Here is a 16,341-nt window from a genome sequence, read left to right on the forward strand (position 1 = left end):
GACAGTGTGACCCTTGCCTCACCATCGACCAGTCCCTATGGTTGATGGAAAGCGCTTTCCCGTCCCAAGCGCTCACGCTCGAAAGGGTGAAACCAGATGAGACGCAAAGTCGCCTCGCGGTGGCTGGCCGGCGGTGCCGCCGTGGTCGCAGGCACCGTCGTCGCCCTGGCGCTGCAGATCCCCAGCGCCTCGGCCGCCACCAACCTGAGCCTCGGTGCCGGCGCCGACGGCTCCAGCAAAGCCAGCGGTACCAGCTACGGCAACGTGATCGACGGCAACGCCGGCACCTACTGGTCGCCGGCCGGCTCGACCGGCACGGTCTCGGTCAAGTGGGGCAGCGCCACCACCGTGTCCTCGGCCGTCATCGTGCAGGCATCGGGCGGTGGATCGATCAGCGGCTGGCAGCTCAAGAACTACGACACGGGCGCCGTCCTGGCCAGTGGCAGCAGCGCCCCGGGCACCGTCACCTTCTCCTCGACGTCACTGAAGAAGATCTCCTTCGTCATCACCGGCGCGTCCGGCACCCCGCGGATCGCCGAGTTCGAGACGTACGCAAGCGGCGGGTCGAACCCGACCGCCAGCCCGACCTCTGGCCCCACCAGCGGTCCGACGGCCAGCCCGACCAGCAACCCGGGCACGCCGACCGGCGCGTGGCCGTCGTCGGCCGGCTCGGTCAACATCTCCGGCACGGTCAACGTCTCCGGCACCTTCGACGGCGGGATGAAGACCTACTGCTGCATCGGCGACGGTGGGCAGAGCGAGTCGCAGGACCCGATGTTCAAGATCGCCAACGGCGGCACGCTGCAGAACGTCATCCTCGGCTCGCCCGCCGGCGACGGCGTGCACTGCGAAGGCACCTGCACCCTGCGCAACGTGTGGTGGAACGACATCGGTGAGGACGCCGCCACCTTCAAGCAGACCAACGGCGGCACCTCGTACGTCATCGGTGGCGGCGCGCGCAGCGGCAGCGACAAGACCTTCCAGCACAACGGCAACGGCACGGTCAACATCTCCGGCTTCTACCTGAAGGGGTCCGGCAAGCTGTACCGCGGCTGCGGCAACTGCACCACCTCGTACACCCGCCACGTGCGCATCGACAACGTCCTGGTCGACGACATCGACATGCTCGCCGGCATCAACAGCAACTGGAACGACACCGCGACCATCACCCGCGTGGTGGTGATCGGCTCGGCCACCATCTGCGGCAAGTACAAGGGTGTGCCCAAGGGCAGCGAACCCAGCTACCTCGGTGAGGGCTGGAACGACGCCAACTGCAAGGTCAACAGGAGTGACGTCACCTTCCGGTAGTCACCCCGGATGCGCTGCGGCGAAGAGGGGCACCCGCCACCCGGGCGGGTGCCCCTCCCGGGGCGTGGTGGGTGCACGGGTGCCGGCCTGCACGCCTGCGACCGTCAGGTCAGCAGCGGTAGCGCCTGCTGGCGGACGTCGACGTAGCGCTCGTACACCCCGGGGGTGCCGGCAGCGGTGATCTCCTCGGCCGCGACCGGCCACGGCGGCGGCTCGGCGTCGCCGGACAGCGCCCAGGCCGCCTGCCGCGCCGCGCCGAGCGCCACGTACTCGGCCGGGCGCGGCACGCTCACCGGTGCGCCGAACAGCGCCGGCGCGACCGCCCGCACCGCGCGGGACCGGGCCGCGCCGCCGATCAGCAACACCCGGTCGATCGGCACCTCCTGGGCGCGCAGCGCGTGCAGGGCGTCGGCGATGCCGCCGAGCATGCCCTCCACCGCGGCCCGCGCCAGGTTCGCCGCCGACGCGTTCGCCCGGGTCAGGCCGGCGAGCACACCGCGCGCGTCCGGCAGGTTGGGGGTGCGTTCCCCGTCCAGGTACGGCAGCAGCGTCAACCCGCCCGCGCCGGGGTGCGCCGCGAGCGCCAGGTCGTCCAGCTCGGCCAGGGACCGGCCGAGCAGGTCGGCGACGGCGACGAGCACCCGGGCCGCATTGAGCGTGCACACCAGCGGCAGGAACCGGCCGGTCGCGTCGGCGTACCCGGCCACCAGGCCGCTGGCGTCGGCGGTCGGCACGTCACCGAGCCCGTACACACACCCCGAGGTGCCCAGCGAGACCACCACGTCACCCGGCCGCAGACCGACGCCGAGCGCCCCGCCCATCGTGTCGCCGGTGCCCGCCGAGAGCAGCGCGCCGGCGGCGGTCTCCCCGACCACCTCGGCCGGGCCGGCGACCCGGGGGAGTGCCACGTCCCGGCCGAAGGCCAGCCGTACCAGGTCGTCCCGGTACGCGCCGGCGGCCGGTGACCAGTAGCCGGTGCCGGACGCCTCGCCCCGGTCGGTGGTCGGCGCGCCGCCGTCCGCGCGCAGCCGGTGGGTGAGCCAGTCGTGCGGCAGCAGCACCGTGCCGGTGCGGTCGGCGAGGTCGGGCTCGGCGCGGGCGAACCAGCGCAGCTTGGTGACGGTGAAGCTGGCCACCGGCACCAGCCCGACCGCGTCGGCCCACGCCTTCGGGCCGCCGAACTCGGCGGTCAGGTCGACGGCGTCGCCCGCCGAGCGGGTGTCGTTCCAGAGGATGGCGGGCCGCACCACCTCGCCGGCCTCGTCGAGACAGACCATGCCCTGCTGCTGCCCGGCGACGCCGATCGCGGCCACGCCGTCCAGCAGGCCGGCGCTGGCCTGCTGGTAGGCGGTCCACCACGACCGTGGATCGACCTCGGTGCCGTCGGGGTGCGGGGCGCGGCCCGTGCGGAGCACCTCGCCGGTCCCGGCGTCGCAGACCACGACCTTGGTCGACTGGGTCGACGAATCGACCCCGGCAACGAGGGTTCTCCCGCCAGCCATGGCGATGCCTCCGTAGCTCGGTGGGCCCCGACTCTACGTCCAGCGGAGTGATTAGTTCAATGGCCTTACATAATTCGACGTCGCTGTTGCCGTCGTCGTGCCGAGCGGGCAGCCGGAGGCCGTCAGCGTCGTCGGGGGTTCCGACGAACTCGATGGTCGTTCTGGCGTTCCGGGCCGTACCGCTCGACGAGCACGGTGCCGATCGCGGCCAGGTGGTCCAGCACCCCCGCCGGGCCGGTCACCTCCAGGTAGTCGACCAGCCCGGCAAGCTCACCGGCGAGTTTGCGTTCGTCGTTGCCCCGGATCACGACCTCGACGCGGCCGTCGGTCGTGGCACCTACCACGTCGAGCCGGGTGCCGAACCCCAGCCGGAGCACGCCGATCCCGTGGGGCGCGCACCTCGCGTACGCCTCGACGGGTGTTCGCCTGCGTTCGACCTCGTCGGCGATCTCGCGCCAACTGCGGGCAAGGTCGAAGTCCCCGGGCCGGTGAACGGGATCGGCGGTCGGGCCGACGGACGACACGCGGTCGATCCGGAAGGTCCGCCGGCCGGCCTCCGTGCCGGCGACGAGATACCACGACGGGCCCTTGGCGACGACGCCCAGCGGGTGGACGGTCCGTCCGGTGGCGGTGCCGTCGCGGTCGACGTAGCCGAGCCGGACCTGAACGCCGCGGATCACCGCATCCTGGAGTTCGTCGAGGAAGTGCGGCGGTCGGGGTTCGACCCGGCTCGACCCCCATCGTTGCGGGTCCGTGACGAGCGACGACGACGCCGTTTCGGCCTGCGCCCGCAACGGCTCCGGCAGGGCGTGGACGAGCTTGCGTAGGGCCGCTTTCACCGTCGGCGTGACGGCCGAGGCCGGACCGGCGACCAGGAACAGGGCGCGGGCCTCACCCGCGGTCAACCCGGACAGGTCGGTGCGGGCGCCACCCACGAGCCGCCAGCCGCCGCCCCGACCCTGCACGGAGTACACCGGCACGCCGGCCATACCCAGGGCGTCGAGGTCACGGCGGGCGGTGCGTTCGGAGACCTCCAACTCCCGGGCGACCTCCGCCGCGGTCACCTGTTCGCGCTGTTGCAGCAGGAGGAGGATCGCCACCAACCGGTCGGCTCGCACCCGGACAACCCTGCCACGGAAACCGGTCAGGAGGTGACCGGTATCGGTCGCCAGGATGCCGGCATGACAATCGAATTTCCCGAGCCCACCCGCGTTGCCGTCAACGGTGTGGAACTCGAAGTCTTCGAAGCCGGCCGGCAGAACGCGGGGAACCCCGTGGTGCTTTGTCACGGCTGGCCGGAGCACGCCTTCTCCTGGCGCTACCAGGTGCCGGCCCTCGCTGCGGCGGGCTACCACGTCATCGTCCCGAACCAGCGGGGCTACGGCAATTCGTCCCGTCCCGCCGACGTGACGGCCTACGACATCACGCACCTGTCGGGTGACCTCGTCGCCCTGCTCGATCACTACGGCTACGAGGATGCCACCTTCGTCGGCCACGACTGGGGCGCGTTCGTCGTCTGGGGTCTGGCCCTGCTGCACCCGGACCGGGTCAACGGCGTGGTGGCGCTGAGCGTGCCCTACCAGGAACGTGGAGAAACGCCGTGGATCGAGGCCATGGAGGCCGGGCTCGGGGGCGACTTCTACTTCGTGCACTTCAACCGGCAGCCGGGCGTCGCGGACGCCGTGTTCGCGGAGAACCCGTTCCGGTTCCTGCGGAACCTGTACCGGAAGAACCTGCCTCCCGTAGCGCCGCAGCCGGGCAATGCGCTGATCAACCTCGCCCGGATGGAAACCCCACCGGGGGAGCCCGTGATGAGTGACAGCGAACTGGCCGTCTTCGTCTCCGCCTTCGCGTCGACAGGCTTCACGGGCGGAATCAACTGGTACCGGAACCTGGACCGCAACTGGCGGTTGCTGGCGGACGTGGACCCTGTCATCCGACAGCCCACCCTCATGATTTACGGCGATCGCGACCCGGTCGCGAGGGCGGAAAGGCTGACGACTTTCGTGCCGAACGTGGACGTGGTCAGTCTGGACTGCGGTCACTGGATCCAGCAGGAAAAGCCGCAGGAGACGACCGAGGTGATTCTGACGTGGCTGGACCAGCGCAGCAGCACGCCTTAGGCGGTGCCGCTTCGCGTTCTTCAACTGCCCGTCAGTGCGTTGCGCAGATGCCGTACGGCGTAGTGGGCGCGCGATTTGACGGTGCCGGCAGGAATGTCGAGCAGGGTGGCCACCTCGTCGACGGAGAGTCCTCTGACGTACAGCTGCAGCAGGACCGACCGGTGTGCATCGCCGAGTTCGCCGATGGCGCGTCGCAGGGTGAGCGCGGCGATCGCCGTGTCCGCCGTGGCGTGGGCCGAGGGGGGCAGGTCCAACTCGGCGAGGTCGACCTCGACGGGCCGCCGTTGCCGTTTGCGGTACGCGTCGACTGCGAGGTGTCGGGCGACGGTGAACAGCCAGCGCCGCTGCGGCTCCCCGCAGGCGGGGAGCCGCTCCCGGCTGCGCCAGGCCCTCAGCATCGTCTCCTGTAGCAGATCCTCGGCGGTGCAGGGAGAGCCCGGTGGCGTCAGCCGCCGGAGGTAGTGCAACAGGGCGCCGCCGTTGTCGCGGTGGAGTTCCCGCATGTGGGCGTCGACGGCGGTGGTTGTCGGCATCGTATTTCCCCTCGTTGTCCAGCGCGGTGCCGAGAGCGTAGGGGGCCGCCGGTAAATTCCTACTCTATTGCCAGTTAATTAGCGCTCAATCAGTCGTTCGGGAGCTCTGCCGATTGGGCCGAAAGGGCGTCACGCAGCCCAGCCCGTGCCGAGACGCCCAGCTTCGGGAAAATTCGGTAAAGGTGTGCGCCGACCGTGCGGTGCGAAATGTAGAGTCGTTCGGCGATCTGTTTGTTGGTCAGGCCGCTGGCGGCCAGGCCGGCGATTTCGAGCTCCTGGCCGGTGAGGCCCGCAGCCGGTTGCTCGGCGACGACGGGCTGGTAGCCGGTGGCCCGCAGCTCCGCGGTGGCGCGGACCAGCCACGGGTCGGCACCCATCGCGGCGAAGCCGCTGCGTGCGGCGAGCAGATGGGTGCGGGCGGCCGAGAGGTTCCGTCGGCGGCGCAGCTTCTCGGCGAAGGCGAGCCGGATCCGCGACGCCTCGAACAGCCAGCGCTCGGAGGCTGGGTCGTCCAGGGTCTGTTCGAGCCGTGTACCGGCGTCGTCGCTGTCGAGCACGAGCGCGTCGACGCCGTACTGAAGCAGCCTCATGCGGGAGGACAGGGCGGCCACGTCCGCCTCCCGCATGGCGTCGGCGTGCGCCCGGGCCTCGGCCGCACGTCCGGTGCGCAACGCGGCTTCGACCAGGTCGAACATCACCCACGTGCAGTTCGGTACGTTCGCGGCGAGGACGCCGGCGGGACTGGACGCGGCAGCGTGCCGGAAGGCCGACTCGAAATCGCCCGTCGCGGCGGCGGCCAGCGCACGCGGGTGGTGGGCGATGGCTGCGGCTCCGGCGACCCCGCGCGGCAGCGCCCAGTGGGTGATCTCGTCGGCCAACTCGTACGCTTCGTCGGACCGGCCGCGGCCGGCCGCGACGATCGCCCGGGTGTAGAGGAAGTACCACCGCAGGAAGGTGAGGCCGCTGTCGCCGCAGACCTGCTGCGCTTCGACGGCCAGGGCTTCGGACTCGTCCCACCGGCCGGTGAGGAAGCCGTCCAGGCAGAGATGCATCATCGCGGACAACTGCCGCCGTGGCGCCCCTCCCTCCCGCCCCTGTCGCACGAGCCGCCACGAGTACTCGCGGTTCTCGCCCAGCCGGTCGAGATAGATCGAGGCGGTGCCGATCCGCATGACCCGGGTCAGGTCCGCCTCCTCGGGCAACGTGGTGATCAGCGCCTGGAGGTCGGTCAGCGCCGCGGCGCCGGTGCGTACCGGATCGGGGAAGGTCCTGCTCATCACCGACAGGAGGTCGCCGGGGCCCGGCCGGAGCATGCCCAGGAGCCGGTGGAAGGTGGCCCAATGATCGGGACTGCCGGCGTACCAGGACAGCAACAGCAGCGTGTGCATGGCCTCGTCGAGTGCGGGGTCGTCCGCGCGCCAGCCGTGCGCGCCCGTCTCGATCGCACCGGCGAGAAGGCGGTGGGCGGTGTGCACGTCACCGTCACCATTGATCATCAAGAGGGCCGCAGCGCCGGCCGCGTGCAGGGTGCCGGCCGCGTCGACGCTCATCTCCCGGGACCGGGCGAGCAGGGTGGTGGCGTCCCCCGAGCCGCCGGCCTCCGCGCCGATGTACGCCGCCTCCGCGAGCCGTCGTGCGGCATCCTCCCGGGTGCCGCTGAGGTCCGCCGCGCGCACCAGGGCAGCGATGGCGGCCAGGGCGTCACCCCGTTGCAGGACTCGGTGGGAGGCGCGTTCGAGTTCCGCCGCGACCGCCTCGTCCGGCCCGGCGGTGGCCGCGGCGAGATGCCAGCTCCGACGTTCCAGATCTCCCGGCAGGGCCTCGGCGATGCCCAGGTGCGCCCGGCGGCGCTCCTCGTGCGTGGACATCGCGACGATCGTCGACTGGATGAGGGGGTGCCGGAAGGTGAGGCGACCGGTCGTGTCGTCGACCCGTACCAGTTGGGCTCGTTCGGCCGGTGCCAGCGCGGTGAGGTCGGTCATGCCGCGCAGGGTGCGCACGTCGCCGCTGCCTTCGAACGTGGCGAGCAGCAGCAGCAGGCGGGTGGCGTCGGGCAGGCCGGCGATGCGGTGGGCGAAGCTGGCCTGCAACCGGTCGCTGAGGGGCACCACGTCCGAGACGTTCGCGGGATATGTGGGACCGGCCAGGGTGGCCGGCAGTTCGACCAGGGCCAGGGGGTTGCCCTGGGCGAGGTCGAGCAGGCGTTGCCGGGCGCGCGCCGTCATGGTGGGGAAGCGGACATCCACCAGTCGGGCCGACGCCTCGGTGCTCAGGGGCTCGACGGTGACCCCGGTGAGGCCGCGGTGGTCGAGGAAGCTCTCGGTGCCGGTTCTCCGGGCGGCGATGACCCCGACGGGTGATCTCGGAACCCGTCGGGCGATGAAGCCGAGCACCACCGCGCTGGACCGGTCGGCCCACTGTACGTCGTCCACGATCAGCAGCACGGGCGCCTTCCTGGCCACGGTGGTGAGCAGGGACAGGGCGGCGTTGCAGACCAGCAGTGCCGCGGGTGCCGGGCCGGGGCCGAAGCCGAGCGCCACGGTGAGCGCGTCGCGCAGCGCCGGCGGCAGCCGCTGTATCTCGCCGTACAGCGGCAGTAACAGTTGGTTGAGCAACGAGTAACTGACGTCCGCCTCGAACTCGGAACCGGACCCGCGCAACACCCGAAAGTCGGCGGCCTCGGCCATGTCCGCCGCGGCGGCGAGCAGCGCCGACTTGCCGACACCGGGTTCGCCCCGGACCATCCGCACGTTCCCGTCGTGCCGCACGGACTCCAGGAAACGACCGATACGCGCCAGTTCCACGTCGCGTCCGAACAACAGTTCGCGGGATGCCGTCACAACTGGCACTACGCGTTCGCACCGCGCGGGTTCAGCTGCCCCCGCCGGACGGACTCTAAGCTGGGAGCCGTGATCGTCGACCGTTCGCCATGCTGACGGCACCCGGCACACCGGCCGAGGGTCCGCCGGTACGCTTCGCCGTGCTGGGCCCGGTGCAGGTGTGGCGTGACGGAGTGGAACTCGACCCGGGCCCGCGCCAGCAGCGGCTGATCCTGGCGCTGCTCCTGGCGCGGGCCGGCCGCCCGGTCGGCATCACGGATTTCGTGACGCTGTTGTGGGACGAGCGGCCACCCCGCAGCGCCGTGAACATCGTGCACCTGCACCTGGGCAGCCTCCGGCGACTGTTCGAACCCGGCCTGCGACCCCGCGCGTCCGGTCGTTGGCTGGTGGGCGACCCGGCCGGCTACCGCATGCTGGTCGACGCGTCCGGGCTGGACCTGCTGCGGCTCCGCGACCTGGTACGACGGGCGCGCACGACCGACGACCCCGCCGAGGCGTTGGCGGGCTACGTCCGGGCGCTGGAGCTGTCGCGTGGGCCGTGCGCCGGCGCACCGGATCTGATCAGCCGTCCGGTCGTCGATTTCGAGGCGGTCGACAACGAGTACGCCGACATGGTGGGCGAGGCCACCGATCTGGCACTGCGCACCGCAACGGCACGTGTGGTGCTGCCCATGCTGCGGCGTGTCGCCACGCAGCGTCCGCTGGACGAGGCCGTGCAGGCCAGACTGTTGCTGGCATTGTCCGCGACCGGGCAACAGGCCGAGGCGGTGGCCCGGTACCAGGAACTCCGCGGCCGGCTCTCCGGTGACCTCGGGATCGATCCGGGCCGTGAGCTGCAGGAGGCATACCGGCAGGTGCTGCGACGCGGCGCTGCGGGCAGCACCGGGCCCCCGGCGGATCCGCTACGCGACGAGGGCCCGACGGCGGGCAGCCCTTTCGTCGTTGCGGCCCAGCTCCCGCCCGACCTACCCCACTTCGCCGGCCGGCAGGCGAGCCTGCGCCGGGCAGGTGCGCTGATCCACGGCCGTGCCGCGGCCGGTGCGCTGCGGATCGTGGTCATCGAGGGCATCCCCGGTGTCGGAAAGACCACCCTGGCGACCCACCTCGCCTACCGGGTGGCCGACGAGTTCCCCGACGGCCAGCTCTACGCGGACCTCAGGGGACTGGACCCGGACGCCGCGTTGGCGCCGGGAGACGTGCTGCAGGCGTTTCTGCACGCGCTCGGCGTTCGTGGCCCGGACATCCCGGCGAACGACCTGGCCCGGTCCGGGCTCTACCGCAGTCTCCTGGCGGAGCGCCGGGTGCTCATCGTGCTGGACAACGCCCGCGACGCCGAACAGGTCCGGCCGCTGCTCCCCGGTGCCCCGGGAAGCCTTGTCCTGGTCACGAGCCGGTACCGCCTGGCCGGTCTCGCCGCCACACACGGGGCTGACATGTTCACGCTCGACGTTCTGCCGAACGACGAGGCACGTGACCTGCTGGTCGCACGCCTCGGGCCCGTACGTGCTGCGGCGGACCGGCAGGCGTTGGACGACATCGTCAGCCTGTGTGGAGGCCTTCCGCTGGCCCTCGCCGTGGTGGCGGCCCGGACCCTGGCCCGCCCCGGCTGTGGGCTACCGGCCGTGGCCCGTGAGCTGCACGACACCCGGGGCAGCCTCGACGGGTTCGGCGTCGACGATCCGGACACCGACCTGCGCGCCATCTTCTCCTGGTCCTACCGTGGGCTCACTGCTTCGGCGGCCCGCCTCTTCCGGCTGCTGGCACTGCATCCGGGACCGGACGTCACGCTCCCGGCAGCGGCGAGCCTGGGCGGCCTGCCCGCGCGCACCGCCCGCAGCGTGTTCGGCGAACTGGTGCGCAGCAGGCTGGTCACGGAACGCCAGCCCGGTCGCTACGGTTCCCACGACCTGATCGCCGCGTACGCGCGGGAGCTGTTGCTCGACACCGACACCGACACCGTCGCGGAGCGGGACGCGGCCGTGGACCGGTTGCTCGGGTACTACCGGCAGGCGGCCTACGCGGCCAATCGTCACATCAACCCCGAGATCGACGCGGATCCGCCCGCGATCCACGACGGGGTGGTCGTCGAGAGCCCGGACACCGACAGGGCGGCTGCCGACTGGTTCGCCGCCGAACGCGAGGTGCTCAAGGCCGTCATGCGTCAGGCGAACGACAGCGGCCGGGTGTACGACGCCTGGCAGCTGGAGCTCACGGTGCAGGGGTACTACCAGCGGGCCGGCTGGTGGCAGGAGTGGGCGACCGTCGTAGGCGAGTGCCTGGACGCCGCTGTCGACGCCGGCGACTCGGCCGGAGCGGCGGAGATGCTGCGCAGTCTGGCCGGTGCCCGTTTCTACCTCGGCGACAGCGCGTCTGCGCTGGACCTGCTCGAACGTGCCCTCGTGATCTTCACCGAGCTGGGCAACGCGTCCCGGGAAGCGCTGACGCTGCGCAACATCGGCGAGGTGAGCTTCGCGGTCGGCGATTACGACCGCTCTGTCGCCTGCCATCACCGGGCGCTGCGCATCGCGGAGTCGCTCGGGGAGCAGATGACGCAACTGGATGTGCTCTGCCGGCTCGCCGACACCCAGTACGAACTGGGCGAGCGTACGTCGAGTTTCGAGACCATCGGGCGTGCTCTCGCCATGAGCGAGCAGCTCGACCACGACGGCCGGCGCAGCGAGTGCCATCTCCGGCGGGCCAACCTGTATCTCCGCGAGCGACGGTACGCCGAGTCGCTGGCGGACTGGACCGCGGCCGACGAGCTGGCCACCGCCATCAACCATCGCGTGCGGATGGTCCGGGCGAAGCTGGGCCTCGGGGACACCGCCTATGCGATGGGCGACCGGTCCGCCGCGCGGACGGCCTGGCTGGCGGCTCTCGTCGTGGCCGACGACGCGGACCCGGACCAGGAGGCCGGGATCCGGCGTCGCCTGGCGAAGCTGGGCCACCGCACCGACGACGCGCGGGCGTAGCGGGGCGGGCGGCTGCCGGCCCATCCGTCGAATGACCTAACCGGGACGTCCGCCGGCCTCGACCGCCCCGTGCTCCGAAGTCGTGGGGCGATGGCCGGTACCGACCCCGAAACCAGGGTGATTCGGATATTCAGGGCCAGCTTCTATTCCGAGCGGCGCGACCGACCGCGCCTGACCGCAGGCGAATGACTGATTCGGTGCGCCGTGCGGGAGGCGACTCTGGGTTCACCGGCGGCCCGCCGTCAGATCGCCTCGAACATCGAAAGCAGCGCGCACATGAAACCCACAGTCGTCCTGGTCCATGGGGCCTTCGCGGAGTCCGCCATCTGGAACGGCGTCATCCGCCGGCTTCAGGCCGCCGGTCACCGCACCGTCGCGGCCGGAAATCCGCTGCGCGGTCCGACCGCGGACGCCGCCGCCGTGTCCAGCCTGCTCGGCACGATAGCGGGTCCGATCGTGCTGGTCGGTCACTCGTACGGCGGTGCCGTCGTCTCCGGTGCCGCCGTCGGCAACGACAACGTCAAGGCCCTCGTCTACGTCGCCGCCCTGGCTCCGGACCGGGGTGAGACCGTGCCGGACCTGACCGGCAGGTTCCCCGGTGCCACCCTCAGTCCCCACCTCTACGAGGTGCCGCTGGCCGACGGCACCGCCGACCTCTACGTCCGGCCGGACTGCTACCACGAGTTCTTCGCCGCGGACCTGCCCTTCGACCAGGCCGATCTCGCCGTGGCGACCCAGCGGCCGTTGAACAGCAGAGCCCTCGCCGAGGCGTCCGGCGAGCCGGCCTGGAAGACGGTCCCGTCCTGGTTCGTCTTTCCGGAGCAGGACCTGACCATCCCGCGGGGAACGTTCCGCTTCATGGCCGGGCGTGCCAACGCGCGCGAGTCGGTCGAGGTGGCCGGCGCGTCCCACGCCCTGCCGGCGTCGCAGCCGCAGGCGGTTGCCGACGTCATCCTCCGCGCCGCGGCCGCGGTCTGACGCCGCGCCAGCCTGCGAAGCGACGACGCCCGTCGCCACCCGAACTGCCCCCCGACGGACGACCCGGTGCGGTCGGTCCGTTGCGAAATCGAAAGGACGATCCCATGAACCTCCCCTTCCCCCGGATGTCGAGGCCGCTGCTCGGCGGGGCAGCCGCCGTCGCGGGTGTCCTGACCGCCGCGCTCGTCGCCGGATCCGCGCACGCGGTGCCGGGACACCGTCCGTGGGTCAAGCCCACGGTGGTGCTGGTGCACGGCGCGTTCGCCGACTCGTCGAGCTGGAACGCCGTGGTCAGGGACCTCAAGCGGGACGGCTATCCGGTGGTCGCCGCGGCGAACCCGTTGCGGGGGCTGCACTCAGACGCCGAGTACCTGCGCAGCGTGCTGGACAGCGTCCAGGGGCCGGTCGTGCTGGCCGGTCACTCCTACGGCGGTTCGGTGATCAGCGAGGCCGCCGACGGGGACCGGGATGTCAGGGCGCTGGTCTACATCGCCAGCTTCGCCCCGGACCGTGGGGAGAGCACCTCGGGGCTGGCCGCGAAGTACCCGGGCGGGCAGCTGGGTCCGGCGCTGGTGAGCGTGCCGGTGACCATTGCGGGCGCCGGGGCGGGCACTGACCTCTACATCGAGCAGGACCAGTTCCGTCGGGTGTTCGCCGCTGACGTGCCGCGGCAGGTGACCGATCTGATGGCGGTCACACAGCGGCCGATCACGAGCGCGGCGCTCGACGAGCCGGCCACGAGGACGGCGTGGAGGTCGATCCGCTCGTGGTTCCTGGTGACCCGGCAGGACCTGGCGATCCCGGCCGAGTCGATGCGGTTCATGGCCGGGCGGGCCAAGTCCCGCACCGTCGAGATCGACGCCTCGCACGCCGTGACGGTCTCCGAGCCGGAGGCGGTGGCAGATCTCATCGACGAGGCCGCCCGCGCCACCACCCGCTGACCGTCCCCGTCAGCCGCCCCGGCATGCCGGCTTCCCCGGCCGCCGTTCAGGCCGGGGCGGCATCAACAGACTCACGACAGTTCCCGGTGGACGCAGGAGGGTGGGGATCGTGTCCGTCAACCATGACGACGAGACGCCGCTGTGGTTCGGTGTGCTCGGGCCCGTACGGGTCTGGCGTTGGGGCGTACCGGTGGATCTCGGGCCCCGCCAGCAACGGCTGATCCTCGGTCTGCTGCTGGTCAACGCCGGACAGCCCGTCGGGGTCGGCGAGATCCTCGAGGTCATGTGGGGCCGGCAGCCACCGCAGAGCGCCGTGAACGTCGTGCACCGGTACGTGGGTGCGCTACGACGTCTGTTCGAGCCCGGCCTTGCGGCGAGATCCGCCGGACGGTGGCTGCGGGGCGACGCCGGCGGGTACCGGATGCAGGTCGACCCCGACGACCTGGACCTGTTGAGACTACGCGCGCTGGCCGGACGGGCCCGGTCGGCCGAGGGCGCCGGCCGGTTCGTGGAGGCCGCGTCGGCCTACGAGGAGGCCCTCGGGCTGTGGCGTGGCCCGTGTGGTGGGGCCGCGCAGCTCGGTGCGAACGACCACCTGGCGTTCGACGCCGTGGACCACGAGTGCGCCGACCTGGCCCGCGAGGCCACCAGATTGGCGTTGCGCCTGGACCGGGCCCGATCCGTCCTGCCCGTGCTGCGGCGCGTGGCGGAGCACCGCCCATGGGACGAGGCACTGCAATCCCAACTGCTGCTCGCGTTGTCCGCCGGTGGCCAGCAGGCCGAGGCGATCGCGCTGTTCCACACCGTCCGGCACCGGCTCGCCGACGAACTGGGGGTGGATCCGGGCGGGGAGTTCCGTGAGGCCTACCAGCAGGTGCTGCGGCGGGACACGGCTGGATCCGTGGCCACGGGAAGCGGGGGTTGGTTCACCTGAACGAGGACGACGAGGCCAGGAAGGCGGCGCACCCGGGCCTGCATGCACCGCGCACAGCACCGACGGTGGCCGTCGGGGCACCGAGACTCCGCCCGGGAACGACCGGCGCGGCAACGAAGGGAAGAATGCCATGAGCACCACCGATCGAGAGATCCGCAACGTCGTACTCGTGCACGGCGCGTTCGCCGATGGTTCGGGCTGGCGCGGCGTGTACGACAACCTGACATCCCGGGGATTCCGGGTCACCATCGTCCAGAACCCGCTCACCTCGCTGGAGGACGATGTCGCGGCGACCGTGCGGGTGCTCGACCGACAGGACGGTCCGACGATTCTCGTCGGTCACTCCTGGGGCGGCACGGTCATCACCGAGGCGGGAGTGCACCCGAACGTCGCCGGGCTGGTCTACGTGTCGGCACTGGTGCCCGACGCCGGCGAGACCTCCGCCCAGCAGTACGAGGGTTTCGCCCCGACTCCGGAATTCGTGATCGACGTCGTGCAGGGATACGGCTACCTCAATCCGGACACGTTCAGGGCCGGGTTCGCGGCGGACGCCAGTGACGCCGACGCCGCGTTCCTGCGTGACTCGCAGGTGCCCGTCAACATGGCGGTGTTCTCGGCGGTGGTGACGAACGCCGCCTGGCGTGACAAGCCGAGCTGGGCCGTCATCGCCACCGAGGACAAGGCGTTCGACCAGGCGATGCTGCAGCACATGGCCAAGCGGATCAACGCGGAGGTCACCAACGTGTCGGCCAGTCACGCACTGTTCGCGACCCAGCCCGGTGTCGTTTCCGACGTGATCGTCAGCGCCGCGCGCAGCGCCGCCGCCGGCGTTCGTTGACCCCCGAGCACCACTGATCCGGGGCCGGCTCACCCCGGTGAGCCGGCCCCGAGCCCTGCGGAGGATGACCACATGTCCACCCTGTTCCAGGTGGCGCTCTGGATCGAACTGCTCGCCGCAGGGCTGGGCGGTCTTCAGGGCGCGCTGTTCGCGGCGGGAGAGCGGCGGCGTCGCATCGACGTGTTGGGCGTCGTCGTCATCGGACTCGCCGTGTCGCTCGGGGGGAGCCTGCTTCGCGACATGGTGCTCAATCAGCCGCCCGTCGTGGTCTGGAGGAACTGGTACCTGCCGGTGGCCGGCGCCTCGGCGGTCCTGGGCATGCTGCTGCAACCGGTGATCGTCCGGGTGGCTTGGCTGATTACCGGGTTAGACGCGGTGGTGATGGGCGTGTTCGGCGCGATCGCGGCCTCGAAGGCGTTGTCGGTCGGTGTCGGCGGAGCCGGGGCGCTGGTCGTGGGGGTCATCGGCGCCATCGGCGGCGGGATCCTGCGCGACGTGATCCTGGGACTGCCGATCTCCATCCTGCAGGTCGGCACCCTCTACGCCGTGGCCGCCGGGGCCGGCACCGGGACGCTCGTCCTGCTGACCGCATCCGGCACGCCGATCCTGATCGCGGGGCTCGCCTGCGTCGTCGTGACGATGTCCGTACGGCTGTCCGCCGTTCGTTTCGGCTGGACCTTCCCCGAACAGCGTGCGGTAGGCCCCCGACGCCCGAATACCGGTCCCGACGGCGTCGGTGGCAGCAGGCAGCGGCACCGCCGTCACCGCGCAGGACGGTCGGCCAACCGGTCGGGTGCGTCCTTCGGCGGTAGCGTGGACGGGTGAGTGAGTCTGGGCGGTTGAGTGACCGCGAGCGCCGTGCGTGGTTCGGGTTCCTGACGATGCAGGAGGACGTCCGGCGTCACCTGAACCGCCAGTTGCTCCGTGACGCGGATATCTCGGTGGCGGAATTCGCCGTGCTGAGCGTCCTGCGCATGTCCCCGGCCGGTCCGATGCGGGTCTTCGAGCTGCGGGAGGCGCTCCGGTGGGAGAAGACCCGGGTGATCCACCAGACGTCGCGCATGATTCGACGGGGGCTGCTGGAACGTCAGACCTGCGTCGAGGATCGACGTGGCACGCGCATCGCCTTGACCGATGAGGGGCGTGCGGTGATCGACAAGGCGACGCCCCTGCATCTGCGGTACGTGCGTCAGATCTTTCTCGACCTGCTCAGCCCCCGGCAGCTCGACACCCTCGCCGTGGTCTCCGAAACCGTGCTGGACAACCTCGCGAGCGACGCCTTCGAGGACTGATCAACCGCAGGTCAATTAGGTGACAAGTCATCGCACCTGGGCGGTGATGCCTGCGGACATGCTGCGGCTCAGATGGCGTT

General features: G+C 71.3%; 13 protein-coding genes. 9 read left to right on the top strand and 4 right to left on the bottom strand.

The window, feature by feature from the left end:
- Nucleotides 1-96: 96 nt before the first annotated feature.
- The gene (locus JQN84_RS24230; protein WP_204960860.1) at nt 97-1,308 is read left to right on the top strand and encodes a pectate lyase; all 1,212 of its coding nucleotides are present in this window, start codon (nt 97-99) and stop codon (nt 1,306-1,308) included.
- A 104-nt stretch (nt 1,309-1,412) separates the two neighbouring features.
- Here JQN84_RS24230 and xylB read toward each other — a convergent pair whose 3' ends face one another.
- Both xylB and JQN84_RS24240 read right to left on the bottom strand, forming a co-directional pair.
- Complete coding sequence (gene xylB / locus JQN84_RS24235; RefSeq protein ID WP_204960861.1) at nt 1,413-2,810, bottom strand: xylulokinase; 1,398 nt, start codon at nt 2,808-2,810, stop codon at nt 1,413-1,415.
- A 122-nt stretch (nt 2,811-2,932) separates the two neighbouring features.
- A complete protein-coding gene (locus JQN84_RS24240; protein ID WP_204960862.1) occupies nt 2,933-3,928 on the bottom strand; it encodes a helix-turn-helix transcriptional regulator in 996 nt (331 codons plus the stop codon).
- Here JQN84_RS24240 and JQN84_RS24245 point away from each other — a divergent pair.
- A complete protein-coding gene (locus tag JQN84_RS24245; protein ID WP_305070877.1) occupies nt 3,887-4,933 on the top strand; it encodes an alpha/beta fold hydrolase in 1,047 nt (348 codons plus the stop codon). The two genes, JQN84_RS24240 and JQN84_RS24245, sit on opposite strands and share 42 nt — an antisense overlap.
- A 20-nt stretch (nt 4,934-4,953) precedes the next feature.
- Here the strand turns inward: JQN84_RS24245 and JQN84_RS24250 are convergent, their stop codons facing one another.
- Together JQN84_RS24250 and JQN84_RS24255 are read right to left on the bottom strand one after the other, a co-directional pair.
- Nucleotides 4,954-5,466 carry a sigma-70 family RNA polymerase sigma factor gene (locus tag JQN84_RS24250; protein WP_204960863.1) on the bottom strand — a complete coding sequence of 171 codons (513 nt, stop codon included), beginning with the start codon at nt 5,464-5,466 and terminating at the stop codon, nt 4,954-4,956.
- 89 nt (nt 5,467-5,555) lie between these two features.
- Complete coding sequence (locus JQN84_RS24255; RefSeq protein ID WP_307821419.1) at nt 5,556-8,417, bottom strand: AAA family ATPase; 2,862 nt, start codon at nt 8,415-8,417, stop codon at nt 5,556-5,558.
- On the opposite strand from JQN84_RS24255, the gene JQN84_RS24260 reads away from it, so the two are divergent.
- The 7 genes from JQN84_RS24260 (at nt 8,396) to JQN84_RS31655 (ending at nt 16,261) form a co-directional block, all read left to right on the top strand.
- Entirely contained in the window at nt 8,396-11,278 is a 2,883-nt protein-coding gene (locus JQN84_RS24260) for an AfsR/SARP family transcriptional regulator (protein ID WP_204960865.1), read from the top strand. The two genes, JQN84_RS24255 and JQN84_RS24260, sit on opposite strands and share 22 nt — an antisense overlap.
- A gap of 276 nt (nt 11,279-11,554) precedes the next feature.
- Nucleotides 11,555-12,256, top strand: coding sequence for an alpha/beta fold hydrolase (locus JQN84_RS24265; protein ID WP_204960866.1), 702 nt, complete (start codon nt 11,555-11,557; stop codon nt 12,254-12,256).
- 104 nt (nt 12,257-12,360) lie between these two features.
- Nucleotides 12,361-13,197 carry an alpha/beta fold hydrolase gene (locus tag JQN84_RS24270; protein WP_307821420.1) on the top strand — a complete coding sequence of 279 codons (837 nt, stop codon included), beginning with the start codon at nt 12,361-12,363 and terminating at the stop codon, nt 13,195-13,197.
- Nucleotides 13,198-13,306: 109 nt separating this feature from the next.
- Nucleotides 13,307-14,131 carry an AfsR/SARP family transcriptional regulator gene (locus tag JQN84_RS32380; protein WP_204960867.1) on the top strand — a complete coding sequence of 275 codons (825 nt, stop codon included), beginning with the start codon at nt 13,307-13,309 and terminating at the stop codon, nt 14,129-14,131.
- 130 nt (nt 14,132-14,261) lie between these two features.
- Entirely contained in the window at nt 14,262-14,969 is a 708-nt protein-coding gene (locus JQN84_RS24280; RefSeq protein ID WP_204960868.1) for an alpha/beta fold hydrolase, read from the top strand.
- Nucleotides 14,970-15,041: 72 nt separating this feature from the next.
- Nucleotides 15,042-15,794 (top strand): trimeric intracellular cation channel family protein, encoded by a 753-nt coding sequence (locus JQN84_RS24285; protein WP_204960869.1) that lies wholly within the window; start codon nt 15,042-15,044, stop codon nt 15,792-15,794.
- Nucleotides 15,791-16,261, top strand: a complete 471-nt coding sequence (locus JQN84_RS31655) for a MarR family winged helix-turn-helix transcriptional regulator (protein ID WP_204960870.1) — start codon at nt 15,791-15,793, stop codon at nt 16,259-16,261. The genes JQN84_RS24285 and JQN84_RS31655 overlap by 4 nt, the downstream gene beginning before the upstream one ends.
- Nucleotides 16,262-16,341: the final 80 nt, after the last annotated feature.

This window comes from Micromonospora humidisoli (genome assembly GCF_016900955.1).
Lineage (GTDB): Bacteria > Actinomycetota > Actinomycetes > Mycobacteriales > Micromonosporaceae > Micromonospora > Micromonospora wenchangensis.